The following is a 17,913-nucleotide window of genomic DNA, read 5'->3' as shown; positions in this document are numbered from 1 at the left end:
CCCATGCTCAACCGTTTCGCGCGCACCTTCTTCACGCGCCTGTTCACTCCTCTTGCCAAGGCGCTGCTCAAAGCCGGGGTGAGTCCGGACGCCGTGACGGTGGCCGGCACACTCGGCGCCGTCGTCTCCGCGCTCATCTTCTACCCGCAGGGGCAGCTCTTCTGGGGGACCGTGGCGATCACGGTGTTCATCTTCTCGGATGTGGTCGACGGCATCATGGCGCGCCTGTCCGGCCGTCACGGCCTGTGGGGCAACTTCCTCGACTCGACGCTGGACCGTGTGGTGGACGGGGTGCTGTTCTCCACGGTCGCGTTCTGGTACTTCACCGGAGGGAACGATCCGGTCATCGCGACGGCCGCCCTGGCATGCCTCGTCCTCGGCATGCTCGTGTCCTATGCGCGGGCGAAGGCCGAAGCGCTCGGCTTCGAGTGCAATGTGGGCATCGCCGAGCGTGCGGAGCGGCTCGTCGCCCTGCTGGTCATGACCGGACTCACAGGGCTCGGCCTGCCGCCGGTGGTCCTGCTCGTGACGCTCGTGCTGCTCGCTCTGGCATCGCTCTTCACGATCGGGCAGCGCGTCGAGACGGTCCGGCGTCAGGCGGCCGCCGTCCGCTGACCGGGGAGCAGACATCCGGCGAAGCCTCGGCCTGGGAGTGACCCGAGCCGAGGCTTCGCCTGTCTGTTACGCGGGCGCGCCTCACGGGCGGTGCCGCCGTCGGACAGCTATTAGACTTGTCCGCAGGCGGCGTTCTGCCGCCGGTCGGGAGACACTGCGTGAGTTTGGCCGCGTGTTCCTGGCGTACGCCATTTTCTGATACCCATAGGGGTTTTTTGTGTCTACAGCTGAACTGAACGGCGAGAACACCAACGGCAATGCCGCCGATGCGAAGCAGCGAGTCGTCACCGGCAGCAGCCGCGTCAAGCGGGGCATGGCCGACATGCTCAAGGGCGGCGTCATCATGGACGTCGTCAACGTCGAGCAGGCCCGCATCGCCGAAGACGCCGGCGCCGTGGCCGTCATGGCCCTCGAGCGCGTTCCCGCGGACATCCGCGCCCAGGGCGGGGTCTCCCGCATGTCCGACCCGGACATGATCGACCAGATCATCGAGGCCGTGTCCATCCCGGTCATGGCGAAGGCCCGCATCGGCCACTTCGTGGAGGCCCAGGTCCTGCAGTCCCTCGGCGTCGACTACATCGACGAGTCCGAGGTGCTCACCCCGGCCGACTATGTCAACCACATCGACAAGTGGGACTTCGACGTCCCCTTCGTCTGTGGCGCCACCAACCTCGGTGAGGCCCTGCGCCGCATCAACGAGGGTGCGGCCATGATCCGTTCCAAGGGCGAGGCCGGCACCGGCGACGTCTCCAACGCCACGGGTCACATGCGCAAGATCCGCTCCGAGATCGCCAAGCTCTCGGCCCTGCCCGAGGACGAGCTGTACGTGGCCGCCAAGGAACTGCAGGCCCCGTACGAGCTGGTCAAGGAGGTCGCGGCCACCGGCAAGCTGCCCGTGGTCCTCTTCACCGCCGGCGGCATCGCCACCCCGGCCGACGCCGCCATGATGATGCAGCTCGGCGCCGACGGCGTGTTCGTGGGCTCCGGCATCTTCAAGTCCGGCAACCCGGCCCAGCGTGCCGCCGCCGTGGTCAAGGCCACCACCTTCTACGACGACCCCGGGGTCATCGCGAAGGTCTCCCGCGGCCTGGGCGAGGCCATGGTCGGCATCAACGTCGACGAGCCGGCCCGCTCCATCCAGTTCGCCGAGCGCGGCTGGTAACGTTCGGACGCCTCTCAAAAGGCGGGGCGCGGGGCGCCCCGCCTTTTGAGCCTCTGCGCCCTCTCTTATCGAGCCGAGAGAGCCGGGCGCGCACGACACGCATTTGCACGACGGCGGCCGGTCACCTTCGCTGGAAGGTGGCCGGCCGCCGTCGTCGTGTCATCCCGGGCCGTGGGGCGGCTGCTAGGCCAGGCCGCGGCGCTTCAGCAGCGGGGCGACCTCGGCGTCGCGGCCGCGGAAGGCCCGGAAGCTGTCCAGGGGGTCGCGGCTGTTGCCCCTGCTGAGCAGTTCGTTCCGGAAGTGCTCGCCGTTCTCACGGGTGAGGCCCCCGTTCTCGCGGAACCACTCGACCGTGTCCGCGTCGAGGACCTCGCTCCAGATGTAGGAGTAGTAGCCCGCGGCATACCAGCCACCGGCGAAGATGTGCTGGAAGTACCCCGAGCGGTACCGCGGCGGCACCAGGTCCCAGTCCAGCCCGGCCCGGCCGAGGGCCGCGCGCTCGAAGCCCTCCACGTCCTCGGGAACGTCGCCCTGGCCGAAGGAGTGCCAGGCCAGGTCGAGCAGGGCGGCGCCCAGATACTCGGTGGTCCCGAAGCCCTGACCCCAGAGCTGCGCGGCGTCGAGGCGCTCCACCACGGCTGGGTCCAGCGCCTCACCGGTCACGTGGTGGCGGGCGTAGTGGGACAGCACCTCCGGGTGGAAGATCCACATCTCGTTGACCTGCGACGGGTATTCCACGAAGTCCCGCGGCACGTTGGCACCGGACAGCCCCGGGTACTTCACCTTCGACAGCAGGCCGTGCAAGGCGTGGCCGAATTCGTGGAAGACGGTCCGGAGCTCGTCGAGGGTCAGCAGCGCGGGCTCGCCGTCGGCGGGGCGGGCGATGTTGAGGGTGTTGAAGACCACGGGCGACGTCCCGGCGAAGCTGGACTGCTCCACGAGGGAGTTCATCCAGGCGCCACCGCGCTTGGAGGGACGCGTGAAGAAGTCGCCCAGGAACAGGCCCAGGGGAGTGCCGTCCTCCTCGAAGACCTCCCAGACGCGGACGTCGGGGTGGTAGACCTTGAGGTCGGGCCGCTCGGTGAAGGTCAGGCCGAAGAGCTTGCCAGCCGCGTGGAAGATGCCGTTCTCGATCACGCTGTCGAGCTCGAAATAGGGGCACAGCTCCTGCTCGTCCACCTGGAACCGCTCATTGCGGACCCGGTCCGAGTGGAACTGCCAGTCGGCGGCGTCGATGGGATGACCCGCCGACGCCGCCAGCGCCTCCGCTTCACGCTCGGCGTTCGCGCGGGCCGCGGGCGCCATGCGGTGCAGCATCTCGAGGACCGGTTCCAGACCCGGCGCGGTCTGATCCTGCACGGACAGCTCCGCGAAGTTGGCGAAGCCCAGCAGCTCTGCCTTCTCGGCGCGGAGACGTGCCTGCTCCAGGATGTTCTCGCGGACGTCCAGCTCGCCGGGCTGGATGCCGCGGGCGAGGGAGTTGGCGAGCAACTGCGCGCGTGTGCCGGGGTCCTCCAGGATGGACAGCGCAGGCTGGCTGCTCGGCTGGATCAAAGGCACGAGGAACTTGCCGGCGTGCCCGGCCTCGTCGGCGGACTGGGCGGCGGCACGGATGGCTTCGGCATCGAACCCGCGGAGGGCCTCTTCGGTGTCCACCACAAGGGCGCCGGCATTCACGCTCTCCTTGGCCTTCTGAGAGAACTCGGTGCCGAGCGCGGACAGCCGGGCGTTGATCTCGCGGAGCCGTGCCTGCTGGCTCTCCTCGAGGCCGATGCCTGCCAGGCGGAACCGGCGGAGGTACTCCGAGAGGAGCTGCGCGTCCTCGCCCTCCAGGCCGTCGGCGTCGACGGCTTCGAAGCGGTCGAACAGCGCGCGGTTGAGGTAGATCCCGTCCTCATGCTCGGCGAGCAGGGGCGTCACCTCGGACTCGAGTGCATCGAGCTCCGGCGAACTGTCCGCGCCGGAGACGGTGTGGAAGGCCCGGACGGCGCGCTCGAGCAGGTCGCCGGAGGATTCCAGTGCCAGGACGGTGTTGTGGAAGTCAGGGGCGTCGGCGTTGCCGGTGATGGCCTCGACCTCGGCGCGGTGTTCGCTGAGGCCCTGGAGGATCGCCTCGCGGTAGGCTTCGGTGGTGAGCTCGGCGAACGGCGTCAGACCGTACGGGAGCGTGCTCGGCTGCAGAAGAGGGTTGGTCATGAAACGACCCTTTCACAGCCGTGGCGTGTGTCACAAGGCGGACGCGCCGGGGAAGTCATGAGGAGACCCCGACGCCGGGAGGAGGAGGGACTGGATGCGCATCGCGATCATCGGCGCCGGGCTGGTCGGTCTCGCCACGGCGGCGGGCCTGGCACGCCGCGGAGCCCAGGTGGAGGTCTTCGAACGGGCCGGACAGGAGCCTCCAGCCGGGGCTGGGATCTCCCTCTTTCCCAACAGCCGGAAGGCCATGCGCCGCTTGGGCCTGGGCGACGGCTTCGACCGTGTGCCGCACGGTCCGCCGTCCGGAACGCGCACCGCGATGCGCCGCCGCGACGGGCGCATCCGGTTCTCCGCACCCGCCCCGCGCGACCACGGCGTCCGCATGTTCCATCGCAATGACCTCCGCGAGTTCCTGCTGGAATCCTGCGACGACGTCACCTTCCACTGGGGCGCCACTGCCTCGGTGGCCGACGACGGCGACCGCCTCCGCCGCGCGTGCCTCACCGTCGACGGGGGAGGCGGCGCTCCGGGCGGCCCCCGGACCGTCGGCGGCTGGGATCTGGTGATCGCTGCGGACGGCCTGCGCAGCCGCACCCGGACGGTGCTGGGGCTCGACCCCGGCCTGCGCTACGCCGGGTACACCGCATGGAGAGGCGTGACGGCGGACCCGGTGGACACGGGCGGCACGGCGGGGGAGGACTGGGCCGGGGAACACCGGTTCGGCACCGTGCCCCTCGCGGACGGCAGGGTCTACTGGTTCGCCGTGGCGAGCCACCCGGCGGGGGAGACCGCGGTTTCCCGGGGCCTCGCCTCCGAGAAGGACGCCGTGCGCCGCGAGTTCGCCGGCTGGTATGAGACCGTGGGGGCGTTGATCGATGCCACACCCGACGACGCCGTCCTGCGTCACGACATCCACGACCTCGCCCGGCCCCTCAGGGTGTTCCATCGGGGTCGGGTGGCCCTCGCGGGCGACGCCGCTCACGCCATGACCCCGGACCTCGGGCAGGGTGCCGGGGCGGGCTTCGAGGATGCGGCGGCACTGTGCGGCCTCGTGTCCGGCGCCGGGGGAGACAGGGAGGATCATCGGGAGGGGCAGGACGTCGTGGCGCTGCTCGAGCGCTACAGCGCGCAGCGGGCCCGCTCGGCGGGGCGCATCCTCCTCGCCTCGCGGTTCATGGGGAAGGTGGCCCACCGCCGTCGTCGGACGCGTTGAAGGGAAGGTGCTCTGAGAGGAAAGTGCACTTCACAGAAGACGCCCTGACGGCATAAAGCTCTGACTGAGAACCGGACCCGGACGCGGGAAGGCCCCCACCGGATCATCCGGTGGGGGCCTTCCCTCAGGACGGGGCCCGGATCAGGCCTGCGTCACCACGAGGGACATCGGGGTCGCCTGGGCGCCCTGACCCTGCGGATTGTCCTTGAACATCCCGGCGATGGTCTCGGTAGGAAGCGCGGTGTCGTGGCCCATGACCACGACGCCCAGGTCGTTGGCGTCCATGATGGCCACGCCGCCGAAGTTCTCCACCGCCTCGTCGGGCAGGGTCGCGCGGATCTCGGCGCTCAGCGCACGTGCCACGCCCTCGGGATCCTTCGGGGCGAGCTTCACGGAGTTGCTCGCCGCCCCGAGGCTGTACGGGGTCGCACCGTCGATCGCGTTGATGTTGTTGCCGACCACGTCGTAGAAGACGCCGCTCTTGCCCTGGAACTTGCCCACCACGGACGCCGCGGCGGCCTTGGCGATGAGGGGCAGACCGACTTCGTTGATGGCGATCTGCATGGACCAGGGGCTGCCCAGGCCGATGCCGGCGGGCGTGCGGGTGACGAACTTGCTCAGCACGCGTGCGGCAGGAGTCACCTTGATCTCCCAGACCGGGAAGGAGCGGCCCTGCGTGATGGCGACAATCTTCTCGCTCACCAGCAGGTACCACTTCCGGCCGTCCCGGCGGGCGCTCTCGACGGCGTCCTGGACCTTCGCCGGGGCGCCTTCCAGACCGTCGAAGAAGCGGGCCGGGTACTGGGTCACCGCGGGAGCCAGCTCGGTGTCCTTGGCGAAGACCTCGGTCTGGAGCGGGAAGCGGAGGAACGTGGTGCCGGCCGACTCGATGCCGAGGTCCTTGCCCGGGTTCGGCTCGTAGTCGCTCTTGTTGAGCTTCACGTCCGCGGGGGTCTCGTCCTTGTCGATGAACTCGCGGAACCACAGCTCGACGTTCATGAGGCGCCAGAACACCATGGTGTCGGCGTCGTTCTTGTCGTTGAGGTACTCCTCGAACGCCGTCAGGACCGCTTCACGGTTCCAGTACGGGCGGTTGTAGAAGGAGTTCGACATGAAGATCTTGTAGATCCGCTCGTTCATGATGCGGAACCACTCCACCTCGGGGGTGGTGAAGCCGATCTTGTTGCGACGGTTGCTGATCTTCTCGGGAAGCAGCCCGCGGGTGGCGTCCCGCAGGATGCGCTTGTTCCAGCCGCCCTTGATGATGGCCTCATCGGACAGGCTAAAGAGGAACTTCACCACTTCCTTGTCCAGGAAGGGCACGCGGCCCTCCAGGGAGAAGCGCATGGTGTTCTTGTCCTCGTAGCGGAGCAGCGAGGGCAGCGACTTGTGGAAGAGGTCGTCGATGAGACGGGCCTTCATGTTGTCCGGCACGTTGCCGAACTTCTCGCCACGGTACCCGGAGGTGAACTCCTTGTTGAGGAGCTGGCCCATGGTCACGCGCTTCTTGGCGGTGAGCTTGGACTTCAGGCGGAAGCGGCCCAGGCGGTAGAAGATGTCCAGGGACTGGCCGGCCTCCTTGAGGAGCTTCCGGTAGTCGCCGGCCTTCTGCAGCTGGCGGAGGTAGGCGAAGTAGTACGGGATGTAGCCGGCCATCATCTCGTCGGCGCCCTGGCCGTCGAGCAGCACGGTGACGTGCTTGCTGGCTTCCTTCATCACGCAGTACTGGGCGTACGGCCCGGAGGAGATGATGGGCTCCTCCATGGTGCGGACGAAGTCCTCGAGGTCCGCCGCGAAGCCCTCGGCCGTCGGGAGGATCTTGTGGGCCTCGATGTTGCCGCTGCACTTGGCGATGGCGGCGTCCGCGTAGGCCTCCTCGTCATTGATCGAGTTGGGGAAGACCGCGCTGAAGGTGTTCTGCTTGGGGCCGATCGAGTCGACCGCGTCCGCGTGCTCCTGCATCAGCTTGTTGATGGTCACGACGACGGCGGAGGAGTCGAGGCCGCCGGAGAGGGCGGAGCCCACGGGGACCTCGGACTTGAGGCGCATCCGGATGGCCTCGGTGAACCGCTGGCGGTATTCCTCGGTCACCTCGGGTGTGTACGGACGGTTCACGCTCGAGAGTTCCTCGAGCTCCTGGCGCAGCCGCGTGAAGCTCTCGATGGTGAAGCGGCCCGTGGCGTTGTCGATGGTCATCATCTCGCCGGGGAGCAGCTTGTTGACACCGGCGAAGAAGGTCTCGGCGGTGTCGTCGTGGATCCGGTACTGCAGGTAGCGGTAGAGGATGCGCTCGTTCGGGGCGGCCTCGATGTGGCCGGTGGCCAGGATCGGACGGATCTCGGAGGCGAAGATCACGCGGGGCTCGTCCTCGGTGCCGGCGTTCGCCCAGTACACCGGCTTGATGCCGAAGTGGTCGCGGGCGAGCACGGTGACGTTGCGCTTCTTGTCCAGGATGGCGAGGCCGAACATGCCGTTGAACCGGTCGAAGGCCTCGGTGCCCCACTCCTCGTAGGACTGCAGGACGACCTCGGTGTCCGACTGGGTGCGGAACGTGCGGCCCAGGGCCTCCAGCTCGGCGCGCAGCTCGAGGTAGTTGTAGACCTCGCCGTTGTAGACGAGGACGAAGTCGCCGTCGGCGCTGATCATCGGCTCCTGGCCGTGCGCGACGTCGATGATGGACAAACGGCGGTGCGCGAGTCCCACATTCGCCTCGGTGAAGTACCCCTCACCATCGGGGCCACGGTGAACGATGCAGGCGCTCATGGCCTTGAGCATCTCCTCGTTCTCCCCAAAGCCGTGGTAACCGGCGATTCCGCACATACTGCGCACCTCTTCGATAGATAACAGGTCCTGACCAATGCTACTGGGTGGGTGGCCCTCGCCAGGGGAGCGGGGGAACGTCGCGGGCGTCACACGGGGCGGCCGCGACGTCGCGGCTGATTACACTGTCAAGGTGCGAATTCCTCCCTCTGACGCCCCTCTGGTGGGCGTGCTCGCCCTGCAGGGCGACTTCCGAGAACACCTGAAGGCCGTCCACGAGGTGGGCGGCCGCGCCGTTCCCGTGCGCCGCCCGACCGAGCTGGCCGGCGTCGACGGCCTCGTGATCCCCGGCGGTGAGTCGACGGCGATCGACAAGCTCGCCCGCGCCTTCGAACTGTCCGAGCCCCTCCGCGAGCGGATCGCGGAAGGACTCCCGGTGTACGGGTCCTGCGCCGGGATGATCCTCCTGGCCGACCGGATCGAGGATCCGACTTTGGACCTTGAGGGGAACCCCCAGCAGACGTTCGGCGGCATCGACATGACGGTGCGCCGCAACGCCTTCGGGCGTCAGCGCGAGTCCTTCGAAGTCGATGTGGACTTCGGTGGCCTCGAATTCTCGGCCGGCCGCGACGGCGACGGCGTGGCCCCCGTTCACGCGGTCTTCATCCGCGGACCCTGGGTCGAGTCGGTCGGCGAAGGCGTCGAGGTCCTCGCCCAGTTGCACCCGGACGAGATGCCGTCCGCGGCGACACTCGATTCACGGGCTAGAATTGTTGCGGTTCGCTCGGGCAATCTGCTCGCCACGTCCTTCCATCCCGAAGTGACGGGGGAGCTGCGCGTTCACGAACTGTTCATCCGGATGATCAAAGGAGAAGCGTAGGCATGTCGGGTCACTCCAAATGGGCTACCACCAAGCACAAGAAGGCCGTGATCGACGGCAGGCGTGCCAAGGCGTTCGCCAAGTTCATCAAGAACATCGAGGTCGCATCGCGGATGGGCGGACCGGACCTCTCCGGCAACCCGGCGCTCGACCTGGCCGTGTCCAAGGCCAAGAAGAACTCGGTGCCCAATGACAACATCGACCGCGCCATCAAGCGCGGCGCCGGTCTGACCGGTGAAGTCGTCGACTACACCGAGATCATGTACGAAGCACGCGGCCCGCAGGGTTCCGCCCTGCTGATCGAGTGCCTCACGGACAACAAGAACCGTGCAGCCTCCGAGGTCCGCCTGGCCATCACCCGCAACGGCGGCACCGTGGCCGACCCGGGTTCGGTGGCGTACCTCTTCACCCGCCGCGGCGTGGTCAGCCTGCCGAAGAACGGCCTGAGCGAGGACGACCTGCTCATGGTCGTGCTGGACGCCGGCGCCGATGAGGTCAAGGACCAGGGCGAGAACTGGGAGATCCACTCCGAGCCGGGCGATCTGCAGGCCATCCGTGACGCCCTGAACGAGGCCGGCATCGAGTATGAGACCGATGAGGCCGAGTTCCTTCCGTCCATGCAGGTCGAGCTCGATCTGGACGGCGCCAAGAAGTTCCTCAAGCTCGTTGACGCGCTGGAAGAGCTGGACGACGTGCAGAACGTCTACACCAACGCCGATCTCAGCGAAGAGGTCCACGCTCAGCTCGAGGCCGAGTAGTCATCGTCCCCGTGAAAGGGCTCCTGCCGTGAGCCTGCGGGTTCTCGGGGTCGACCCGGGGCTCACACGCTGCGGTCTTGGGGTCGTGGACGTCGCCGGCGACCGCCGGGCCACCATGGTGGCGGTCGGCGTCGTCGGCACGGCGGCGGAGCAGCCGCTGGATCAGCGGCTGCTCGTGATCGCCAATGCGATCGATGAGTGGCTCGACCGTCATCAGCCGCACGTGGTCGCGGTGGAGCGGGTGTTCTCGCAGCAGAACGTCAGCACGGTGATGGGCGTGGCCCAGGTGTCCGGCGTGGTCATCGCCGCGGCCGCCCGGCGAGGCATCCCGGTGGCCCTCCACACGCCGTCCGAGGTCAAGGCCGCCGTGACCGGCAGTGGCCGGGCCGACAAGGAAGCTGTCACCCGCATGGTGACCAAGATCCTCCGGCTGGGGGTGGCGCCCCGTCCCGCCGACGCCGCCGACGCCCTGGCCCTGGCCATCACGCATGCCTGGCGCGCCGGCAGTGGCGCCGCCGCGGCGACGTCGGCGCCCGGCCACGCCTCGCTCACTCCGGCACAGAAGGCCTGGGCCGAGGCCGAAGCCCGGGCGCGGCGCGGTCGCTGACCCAGGGATCGTCTTGCTAGCCTATTCGTAGAAATGTTCGAATGGCACAAACTTACTGAGGGGTCGCCGTGATCAGCTCGCTCCGTGGAACCGTGACGCATCTGGGGCTCTCCAGTGCGGTCCTGGAGGTCGGAGGGGTGGGCATGGCCGTGCAGGCCACGCCGCAGACCCTGTCCGCCCTGCGTCTCGGGGAGGAGGCGCGGGTCAGCACCGCGCTGATCGTGCGTGAGGATTCGCTGACCCTCTTCGGTTTCGCCGACGACGACGAGCGCGAGGTCTTCGAGACTCTGCTGACCGTGAGCGGCGTGGGGCCGCGGCTGGCGCTTGCGGTGCTCGCCGTGCTGGACCCCGAGGCGATCCGCGTGGCGGCCCACGGCGAGGACAGCAAGGCGTTCACGACCGTTCCCGGCATCGGGCCGAAGGTCGCCGGCCGGATCGTGCTGGAGCTCAAAGGCAAACTGGTGCCGCACGGGACCGGTTCACCTGGCACGCCGTTGCTGCCGGTGTCCGGCGAAGAGGCCTGGAAGCCGCAGGTCGTCGCGGCGCTCACGAGCCTCGGCTGGAGCGAGAAGGACGCCGCCTCCAACATCGACAAGGCGCTCAAGGACTCTCCGGACCTCGCCGGGGCCGGCAGCGTTCCCGAGATCCTGAGGGCCACGCTCCGCTGGCTCGGCCAGGACGGCGCCCGGGTGAGGAGCGGTCGTGGCTGACGGTCTGCCCGAAGACTCCCTGGTCCGGGGATGCGAAGAGCCCGAGGAGCGGGTGATCGAAGCCGCGCTGCGGCCCAAGAACCTCGATGACTTCGTCGGTCAGGCCAGGGTCCGGCAGCAGCTCAAGCTCGTGCTGGAAGCGTCCCGCCTGCGCGGCAAGAGCGCTGATCACGTGCTCCTGTCCGGCCCTCCCGGCCTGGGCAAGACGACGCTCGCGATGATCATCGCAGCCGAGATGAATGCGCCGCTGCGCATCAGCAGCGGTCCGGCGATCCAGCACGCCGGTGATCTCGCCGCCATCCTCTCCTCGCTCAGTGAAGGCGAGGTGCTCTTCCTCGATGAGATCCACCGCATGTCCCGGCCTGCCGAGGAGATGCTGTACATGGCGATGGAGGACTTCAGGGTCGACATCGTGGTCGGCAAGGGGGCGGGCGCGACGGCGATCCCGCTGGAGCTTCCGCCGTTCACCCTGGTCGGCGCCACGACGCGTGCCGGTCTTCTGCCCGGGCCGCTCCGCGACCGCTTCGGATTCACGGGCCACCTCGAGTTCTATGCCGTGGAGGAACTCGAGCTGGTGCTGCGGCGCTCCGCCGGACTCCTCGACCTGAAGGTCTCCTCCGCCGGGTTCAGCGAGATCGCGGGCCGTTCGCGCGGCACTCCCCGTATCGCCAACCGGCTCCTTCGCCGGGTGCGGGACTGGGCCCTGGTCCACGGGATCGACCAGATCGACGCCCGGACCGCGGGAGCCGCGCTGGACATGTACGAAGTGGACTCGCGTGGTCTGGACCGCCTGGACCGCTCCGTGCTGGAGGCCCTGGTGACGAAGTTCGGCGGAGGCCCGGTCGGGCTGTCCACCTTGGCGATCGCCGTGGGGGAGGAGCCGGAGACCGTGGAGACGGTGGCCGAGCCGTTCCTGGTCCGTGAAGGGCTGGTCGGGCGCACGCCCCGCGGGCGGATCGCGATGGCCGCAGCCTGGACGCACCTTGGTTTCGTGGTGCCGGACGGGGTGTTCGGCCGGGAGCAGTTCGCCGCGGCGGGCCTCGTGGAGGAGGCGTTCCAGCCCCTTCTGCTGGACGACGACGGGTCCGGCTTCAGCGATTGACGCGGGAACGCCCGGCATCGCTGCGCCTGGCCGCTTGACACTGTTCTCCCGGTTTTTGCCCGTAGACTGTGTTGACGCCCGCCCCTTCACGGGTGCGGCGACCCCCTGCCTGAACGCAACGATTGGAAATGATCCGTGGATCCCACCTTGCTCTTGATGCTGGCCGCCCTGGCCGTCCTGATGTTCTTCATGATGCGCCGGAACAAGAAGACCCAGCAACAGCAGCAGCAGATGCAGTCCAAGTTCGCGCCGGGCGTCGACGTCATGACCAGCTTCGGCCTGTTCGGCACCATCCGCTCCATCGATGAAGCGGAGAACAAGGTCGTCCTGGAGCTTTCCCCCGGCCACCTGGCCACCGTGCACCGTCAGGCGATCGCGAAGGTCGTCGAGCCGGCCGCCGCTGAGACCGCCGTGCCGGCCGAGGAGACCGTGACCGAGGCGCAGACCGCCCCGGCCGCCGAGCTCCCCGAGACGGTCAAGGACGACGTCGCGCCCGGCACCGCCGCCGAGACGCCGGAAGAGACTCTCAAGCGCCTGAACGGCGACAGCAAGTAGCCCCTGAACACCTTCCGTGGCCTTGCCACGTAGCCCCAAAGGACCTCATAGATGGCTAAGACCGGCCCCGTAAGGGTGGCGCGCAGAACGCTGCTCTGGCTTGTCGCTTTGACCCTTGCCATGACAGCAGTCGTGGCCGGGGGAGCGTTATCCGGCGCATCCAGCTGGACGCCCAAACTCGCCCTCGACCTCGAAGGCGGCACCCAGATGATCCTGGCGCCGCGTGTCGAGGGCAGCGCCTCGGTCAGCTCGGAGCAGCTCAACCAGGCGGTGGAGATCATCCGCCAGCGTGTGGACGGTTCCGGCGTCTCCGAATCGGAGATCAGCACACAGGGCGGCCGTAACGTGGTCGTCTCGATGCCGGGCACTCCGACCAAGGAGGAGCGCGACCTGATCCAGGCGTCGGCGGACATGAACTTCCGGCCGGTCATCACGGCGGGGGCCGGCACGCCGGTCCCCGAAGCGCAGCGCACCCCCGCCAGCAAGCTCCCGAAGCCCACGACGCCGAAGGACGCCAGCGACAGTGCCTGGATCACGGCGCCTGTGCTGAAGGAGTTCGAGGCGATGGACTGCTCGACCCTGGACAAGGGTGGCGTCAAGCGCTCCGATCCGACCAAGCCGCTGGTCACGTGCCAGCCGGCCGCGAACGGACAGCCTGCCATCAAGTACGTCCTCGGGCCGGTCGAGGTCAAGGGTCAGGACATCGTGACGTCCTCCTACGGTCTGCAGCAGGGCCGTCAGGGTGCCGTGACCAATGAGTGGGCCGTGAACATCCAGTTCAACGACCAGGGCACCAAGATCTTCAAGGACGTCACGCAGCGTCTGAACCAGTTCTACGTCGCGGGCGGCGGCGAGAACGGCAGCGATCCGCGCGCGCAGTTCGCGATCGTGCTGGACGACAAGGTGCTGTCCGCTCCGCGATCGCTGGCCGTCATCACCGATGGCCGTCCGCAGATCACGGGCAACTTCACCGAAGCCAGCGCCAAGGCCCTGTCGGACCAGCTCCGGTACGGCGCACTGCCGATCAGCTTCGAGATCCAGTCCCAGGAGCAGATCTCCGCGACCCTCGGTGGCGAGCAGCTCAAGATGGGTCTGATCGCAGGCCTCATCGGTCTGCTGCTGGTGGTCGTCTACTCGCTCTTCCAGTACCGGGCCCTCGGTTTCGTGACCGTGGCCTCCCTGGTCGTGGCGGGTGTCATCACGTACCTGGCGATCACCCTGCTGGGATGGGCGCAGAACTACCGCCTCTCGCTGGCCGGTGTGGCCGGTCTGATCGTGGCCATCGGCCAGACGGCGGACTCGTTCATCGTGTACTTCGAACGCATCCGTGATGAACTGCGTGACGGGCGTGGTCTGGTGGCCGCGGTGGAGAACGGCTGGCGCCGCGCCAAGCGCACCATCCTGGCATCCAAGGCCGTGAACCTCCTGGCCGCCGTCGTGCTGTACTTCGTGGCGGTGGGCAACGTGCGAGGCTTCGCCTTCACGCTCGGCCTCACGGCCCTCGCCGACCTTCTGGTCGTGTTCCTCTTCACGCACCCGACGCTGCAGCTGCTCGCCAAGACCAAGTTCTTCGGCGAAGGGCACCGGTTCTCCGGTCTGGACCCGCGGAACCTGGGCGCCGTGCCGCTGTACCGCGGCGCCGGCCGTGTCCGCACACCCGAGGATCTGGTGACCGCCGGCGCCCCGGTGCCGGCCAAGAACAGCCGTGCCCAGGCCGAAGCCGAACGCCGTCTGACCATCGCCGAACGCCGTCGTGCCGAGCGCGAGCAGGGCACTGAGGCGGAAGACGCCGGAAAGGAAGGCAAGTAGCCATGTCAACAGTCTTCGCACGTTTCGGCAACGAGCTCTACACCGGTAAGCGTTCCTACGACTTCGTGGGACGCAAGAAGCTCTGGATGCTGATCGCCGGTGTGGCGGTCCTGCTCTCCATCATGGTGCCCGTGCTCAAGGGCGGCTTCAACCTCGGCATCGAGTTCCGGGGCGGCTCCGAGTTCACCATCTCCAATGTCCACAGCACCGATCAGCGCCTCGGCGAGGACGCGGTGCGGCAGGTCGTGCAGGGGTCCGCCCCGCGTGTCGCCAACATCGCCGGCGACACCATGCGCGTCCAGACGGACAAGCTGACGGATGAGCAGACCACGCAGCTCCGCGACAGCCTGGCCAAGGCCTACGGCGTGGGTGACGACAAGGTCACCTCGACCTTCATCGGCCCGACCTGGGGCGCCGATGTGAGCCAGCAGGCCCTGCTCGGTCTCATCATCTTCGTGCTTCTCGCCGCGGTGCTGATGGCGCTGTACTTCCGGACCTGGAAGATGTCCCTGGCGGCTCTGGCCGGCATGGCCGTCACGCTCATCATCACGGCCGGCATCTACGCCGTCAGTGACTTCGAGGTGACCCCCAGCGCCATCATCGGCTTCCTGACGGTGCTGAGCTACTCGCTATATGACACGGTGGTGGTTTTCGACAAGATCCGGGAGAACACCGCCGATCTGCTGACCTCCACGCGCCGCACCTTCGACGAGGAGGTGAACCTGGCGGTCAACCAGACTCTGGTCCGGTCGATCAACACCAGTGTCGTCGCTGTCCTGCCGGTGGCCGCGATCCTGTTCATCGGGGCCGGTCTGCTGGGTGCGGGCACCCTGCGCGACCTCTCGCTCGCGCTGTTCGTGGGCATCATCCTCGGCACCCTCGCCACCCTGTACGTCTCCGCGCCGCTCTACGCGTGGCTGCGTCACGGCGAGGCCGCGCTGAAGGCTCAGGCGGCGAAGGTTCACGAGCGGCGCGGCCGCAGTGAGGCCGTCGCCGAAGGCGTCTGAGGCGCCGTCGATCGGTCCTGACACCGAAAGGCCGTCTTCACCTGCAGGTGAGGACGGCCTTTCGTCCTTTTAAGCCGCGGGGACGGATTAGAATTGGTGAATTAAGTCCGTGGGGAGGAACAACTGTGGTGGACGGTTCAGCACCGGGTTCGACCCCGGAGGATGAGGCACCCGTGGGTGCCGAGCGCTCGGCGGCGCCCGCGACGACGGCGGAGCGCACTGCCCTGCAGGCGCCGGGGCACACCGTGGTGGGCGTCCCCGTGGACAATTCGGCGGCGAAGGCCACCTTCCCGGGGCGGCGGGAGCGCACGCTCTCACGACTGGCACGCCTCACAGGCCGGGGCGGTCTGAGCTATTCGCCGATCCTCGAACCGCTGCTCCGGACGGTGCGCAGCAACAATCCGCGCGAGGATCTCGAATACCTCCAGCGCGCCTATGACACCGCGGAACTCCACCACCGTGGCCAGAAGCGCAAGAGCGGCGACCCGTACATCACTCACCCCGTGGCCGTGGCGACCATCCTGGCCGAGCTCGGCATGAGCGGCACCACGCTGGCCGCGGCCCTGCTCCATGACACGGTGGAGGACACCGACTACACCCTGGACCAGCTCTCCAAGGACTTCGGTCCCGAGGTGGCCATGCTGGTGGACGGTGTGACCAAGCTGGACAAGGTCACCTACGGCGACGCCGCGCAGGCCGAGACCGTCCGCAAGATGGTCGTGGCCATGGCCAAGGACATCCGCGTCCTGATGATCAAGCTCGCCGACCGTCTGCACAACGCCCGGACCTGGCGGTTCGTCTCCGCCGAGTCGTCGGCCAAGAAAGCCCGCGAGACCCTGGACATCTTCGCTCCGCTGGCCCACCGTCTCGGGATGAACACGGTGAAGTGGGAACTGGAGGACCTGTCCTTCGCCGCCCTCTACCCGCGGGTCTACGAGGAGTTCGTCCGGATGGTCAGCGCCCGGACCCCCGAGCGCGAGGAGCTGCTCGGCAGCATCCGTGAGATGGTGGCCGAAGAGCTGCGGGAAGCGCGCATCAAGGCGACGATCACGGGCCGGCCGAAGCACTACTACTCCATCTACCAGAAGATGGTGGTGCGGGAGAAGGAGTTCGACGACATCAACGACCTGCTCGGCGTGCGGGTCCTGGTGGACAGCGTCAAGGACTGTTACGCCGCACTCGGTGTGGTCCATTCCCTGTGGAAGCCGATTCCGGGGCGCTTCAAGGACTACATCGCCATCCCGAAGTTCAACATGTACATGTCCCTGCACACCTCGGTGATCGGCCCGGGCGGCAGGACGGTTGAGATCCAGATCCGCACCCATGAGATGCACCGCAACGCCGAATACGGTGTCGCGGCGCACTGGAAGTACAAGCACCAGGCACGGGCGGCGGGCACCCCTCGCGAGGGCGAGATGGGCTGGCTCCGGTCGCTCGTGGACATGCAGCGCGAGACGGTGGACCCGGGCGACTTCCTGGACAGCCTGCGTCACGAGATCAGCACCAACGAAGTGTTCGTGTTCACGCCCAAGGGCGAGATCATGACCCTGCCGGCCGGCGCCACGCCCGTCGACTTCGCCTACGCCGTGCACACCGAGGTCGGCCACCGGACCATCGGCGCCCGGGTGAACGGCAAGCTCGTTCCGCTGAACTCGGAACTCAGCCACGGCGACCGGGTCGAGGTCTTCACGTCCAAGGCCGAAGGGGCCGGCCCCAGCCAGGACTGGCAGCACTTCGTCAAGAGCGCCCGTGCCCGCAACAAGATCCGGCAGTGGTTCACGAAGGAACGCCGCGAGGAGTCCATCGAAAAGGGCAAGGAGATGCTCACGCGGGCCATGCGCAAGCAGAGCCTCCCGCTGACGAAGGTCCTCACCCCGGAGAACCTGACGTACCTGGCCGATGCCTTCAAGTACGTCGATGTGGCGGGCCTCTACGCCGGGATCGGCGACGGCCACATCTCCACCCAGTCCGTGGTCGAACGGGCCATGGAGCGGCTCACGGAGCCGGCCCAGGCCGAGGCCGAGGAGGAATTCACTCCGGCCCGGACCCACAGCCCGAGCGGCAGGGTCTCGGACGCCGGCGTGATCGTGCGCGGCGTGGACGACGTCTGGGTCAAGCTGGCCCGGTGCTGTTCCCCGGTGCCGCCGGACGCGATCGTCGGCTACGTGACCCGAGGATCCGGCATCTCCGTGCACCGCAGTGACTGTCCGAACGCTCTGGCCCTCGCCCACGAGCCCGAGCGGTTCGTGGACGTCGAATGGGCCCCGACGCGCAGCAGCATCTACCTGGTCCAGATCCAGGTCGAGGCTCTGGACCGCAAGAGCCTCCTGATGGACGTCACCAAGGTGCTCTCCGAGAACCACGTGAACATCCTCGAGGCCAGCGTGCACACCTCGAAGGACCGTCTCGCGATCTCACGGTTCGCCTTCGAGATGGGTGATCCGAAGTACCTGGACCACATCCTGAACGCGGTGCGCCGGATCGACGGCGTGTTCGACGTCTACCGGACGGGCGGCGGACAGCGCCGCTGAGCCCGGGC

General features: G+C 68.0%; 14 protein-coding genes. 12 read left to right on the top strand and 2 right to left on the bottom strand.

The window, feature by feature from the left end; genetic code table 11:
* The first annotated feature begins 3 nt into the window (after nt 1-3).
* The gene (gene pgsA, locus BLV63_RS11225) at nt 4-615 is read left to right on the top strand and encodes a phosphatidylinositol phosphate synthase (RefSeq protein ID WP_066212762.1); all 612 of its coding nucleotides are present in this window, start codon (nt 4-6) and stop codon (nt 613-615) included.
* A 232-nt stretch (nt 616-847) separates the two neighbouring features.
* Nucleotides 848-1,777 carry a pyridoxal 5'-phosphate synthase lyase subunit PdxS gene (pdxS, locus tag BLV63_RS11220; protein ID WP_139244757.1) on the top strand — a complete coding sequence of 310 codons (930 nt, stop codon included), beginning with the start codon at nt 848-850 and terminating at the stop codon, nt 1,775-1,777.
* Between the two features lie 183 nt (nt 1,778-1,960).
* On the opposite strand, the gene BLV63_RS11215 is transcribed toward pdxS, so the two are convergent.
* The gene (locus BLV63_RS11215; RefSeq protein WP_066212755.1) at nt 1,961-3,973 is read right to left on the bottom strand and encodes a M3 family metallopeptidase; all 2,013 of its coding nucleotides are present in this window, start codon (nt 3,971-3,973) and stop codon (nt 1,961-1,963) included.
* Between the two features lie 94 nt (nt 3,974-4,067).
* On the opposite strand from BLV63_RS11215, the gene BLV63_RS11210 reads away from it, so the two are divergent.
* Entirely contained in the window at nt 4,068-5,186 is a 1,119-nt protein-coding gene (locus tag BLV63_RS11210) for an FAD-dependent monooxygenase (RefSeq protein ID WP_066212752.1), read from the top strand.
* A 141-nt stretch (nt 5,187-5,327) separates the two neighbouring features.
* Here BLV63_RS11210 and asnB read toward each other — a convergent pair whose 3' ends face one another.
* Nucleotides 5,328-8,006: an asparagine synthase (glutamine-hydrolyzing) gene (asnB, locus tag BLV63_RS11205; protein WP_066212749.1), complete on the bottom strand. Its 2,679-nt coding sequence runs from the start codon at nt 8,004-8,006 to the stop codon at nt 5,328-5,330.
* A gap of 133 nt (nt 8,007-8,139) precedes the next feature.
* On the opposite strand from asnB, the gene pdxT reads away from it, so the two are divergent.
* The 9 genes from pdxT (at nt 8,140) to BLV63_RS11160 (ending at nt 17,905) form a co-directional block, all read left to right on the top strand.
* On the top strand, nt 8,140-8,826 hold the full coding sequence (gene pdxT, locus BLV63_RS11200; RefSeq protein WP_066212747.1) for a pyridoxal 5'-phosphate synthase glutaminase subunit PdxT: 687 nt from the start codon (nt 8,140-8,142) through the stop codon (nt 8,824-8,826).
* Between the two features lie 2 nt (nt 8,827-8,828).
* Nucleotides 8,829-9,584, top strand: coding sequence for a YebC/PmpR family DNA-binding transcriptional regulator (locus BLV63_RS11195; protein ID WP_066212745.1), 756 nt, complete (start codon nt 8,829-8,831; stop codon nt 9,582-9,584).
* A gap of 28 nt (nt 9,585-9,612) precedes the next feature.
* Nucleotides 9,613-10,191 (top strand): crossover junction endodeoxyribonuclease RuvC, encoded by a 579-nt coding sequence (gene ruvC, locus BLV63_RS11190; protein WP_066212744.1) that lies wholly within the window; start codon nt 9,613-9,615, stop codon nt 10,189-10,191.
* A gap of 68 nt (nt 10,192-10,259) precedes the next feature.
* A complete protein-coding gene (ruvA, locus tag BLV63_RS11185) occupies nt 10,260-10,901 on the top strand; it encodes a Holliday junction branch migration protein RuvA (protein ID WP_066212742.1) in 642 nt (213 codons plus the stop codon).
* Between the two features lie 4 nt (nt 10,902-10,905).
* Nucleotides 10,906-12,003 carry a Holliday junction branch migration DNA helicase RuvB gene (gene ruvB, locus BLV63_RS11180; RefSeq protein ID WP_066213119.1) on the top strand — a complete coding sequence of 366 codons (1,098 nt, stop codon included), beginning with the start codon at nt 10,906-10,908 and terminating at the stop codon, nt 12,001-12,003.
* 156 nt (nt 12,004-12,159) lie between these two features.
* Nucleotides 12,160-12,558: a preprotein translocase subunit YajC gene (yajC, locus tag BLV63_RS11175; RefSeq protein WP_066212740.1), complete on the top strand. Its 399-nt coding sequence runs from the start codon at nt 12,160-12,162 to the stop codon at nt 12,556-12,558.
* A 51-nt stretch (nt 12,559-12,609) separates the two neighbouring features.
* Nucleotides 12,610-14,367: a protein translocase subunit SecD gene (gene secD, locus BLV63_RS11170; protein WP_066212738.1), complete on the top strand. Its 1,758-nt coding sequence runs from the start codon at nt 12,610-12,612 to the stop codon at nt 14,365-14,367.
* Between the two features lie 2 nt (nt 14,368-14,369).
* On the top strand, nt 14,370-15,374 hold the full coding sequence (secF, locus tag BLV63_RS11165) for a protein translocase subunit SecF (protein ID WP_066212736.1): 1,005 nt from the start codon (nt 14,370-14,372) through the stop codon (nt 15,372-15,374).
* Between the two features lie 245 nt (nt 15,375-15,619).
* The gene (locus BLV63_RS11160; RefSeq protein WP_280523215.1) at nt 15,620-17,905 is read left to right on the top strand and encodes a RelA/SpoT family protein; all 2,286 of its coding nucleotides are present in this window, start codon (nt 15,620-15,622) and stop codon (nt 17,903-17,905) included.
* Nucleotides 17,906-17,913: the final 8 nt, after the last annotated feature.

The sequence above is a fragment of the Arthrobacter woluwensis genome (genome assembly GCF_900105345.1).
In the GTDB taxonomy this organism is placed as follows: Bacteria; Actinomycetota; Actinomycetes; order Actinomycetales; family Micrococcaceae; genus Arthrobacter_E; species Arthrobacter_E woluwensis.
Note: the sequence above shows the minus strand (reverse complement) of the source record. Positions and strands in the feature narration are given on the sequence as shown.

Bases quoted from the DNA above. Each gene is read 5' to 3' on its own strand.
- pgsA (WP_066212762.1), top strand. From the start codon at position 4: ATGCTCAACCGTTTCGCGCGCACCTTCTTCACGCGCCTGTTCACTCCT.
- BLV63_RS11215 (WP_066212755.1), bottom strand. From the start codon at position 3,973: ATGACCAACCCTCTTCTGCAGCCGAGCACGCTCCCGTACGGTCTGACG.
- BLV63_RS11210 (WP_066212752.1), top strand. From the start codon at position 4,068: ATGCGCATCGCGATCATCGGCGCCGGGCTGGTCGGTCTCGCCACGGCG.
- asnB (WP_066212749.1), bottom strand. From the start codon at position 8,006: ATGTGCGGAATCGCCGGTTACCACGGCTTTGGGGAGAACGAGGAGATG.
- BLV63_RS11195 (WP_066212745.1), top strand. From the start codon at position 8,829: ATGTCGGGTCACTCCAAATGGGCTACCACCAAGCACAAGAAGGCCGTG.
- yajC (WP_066212740.1), top strand. From the start codon at position 12,160: ATGCTGGCCGCCCTGGCCGTCCTGATGTTCTTCATGATGCGCCGGAAC.
- secD (WP_066212738.1), top strand. From the start codon at position 12,610: ATGGCTAAGACCGGCCCCGTAAGGGTGGCGCGCAGAACGCTGCTCTGG.
- secF (WP_066212736.1), top strand. From the start codon at position 14,370: ATGTCAACAGTCTTCGCACGTTTCGGCAACGAGCTCTACACCGGTAAG.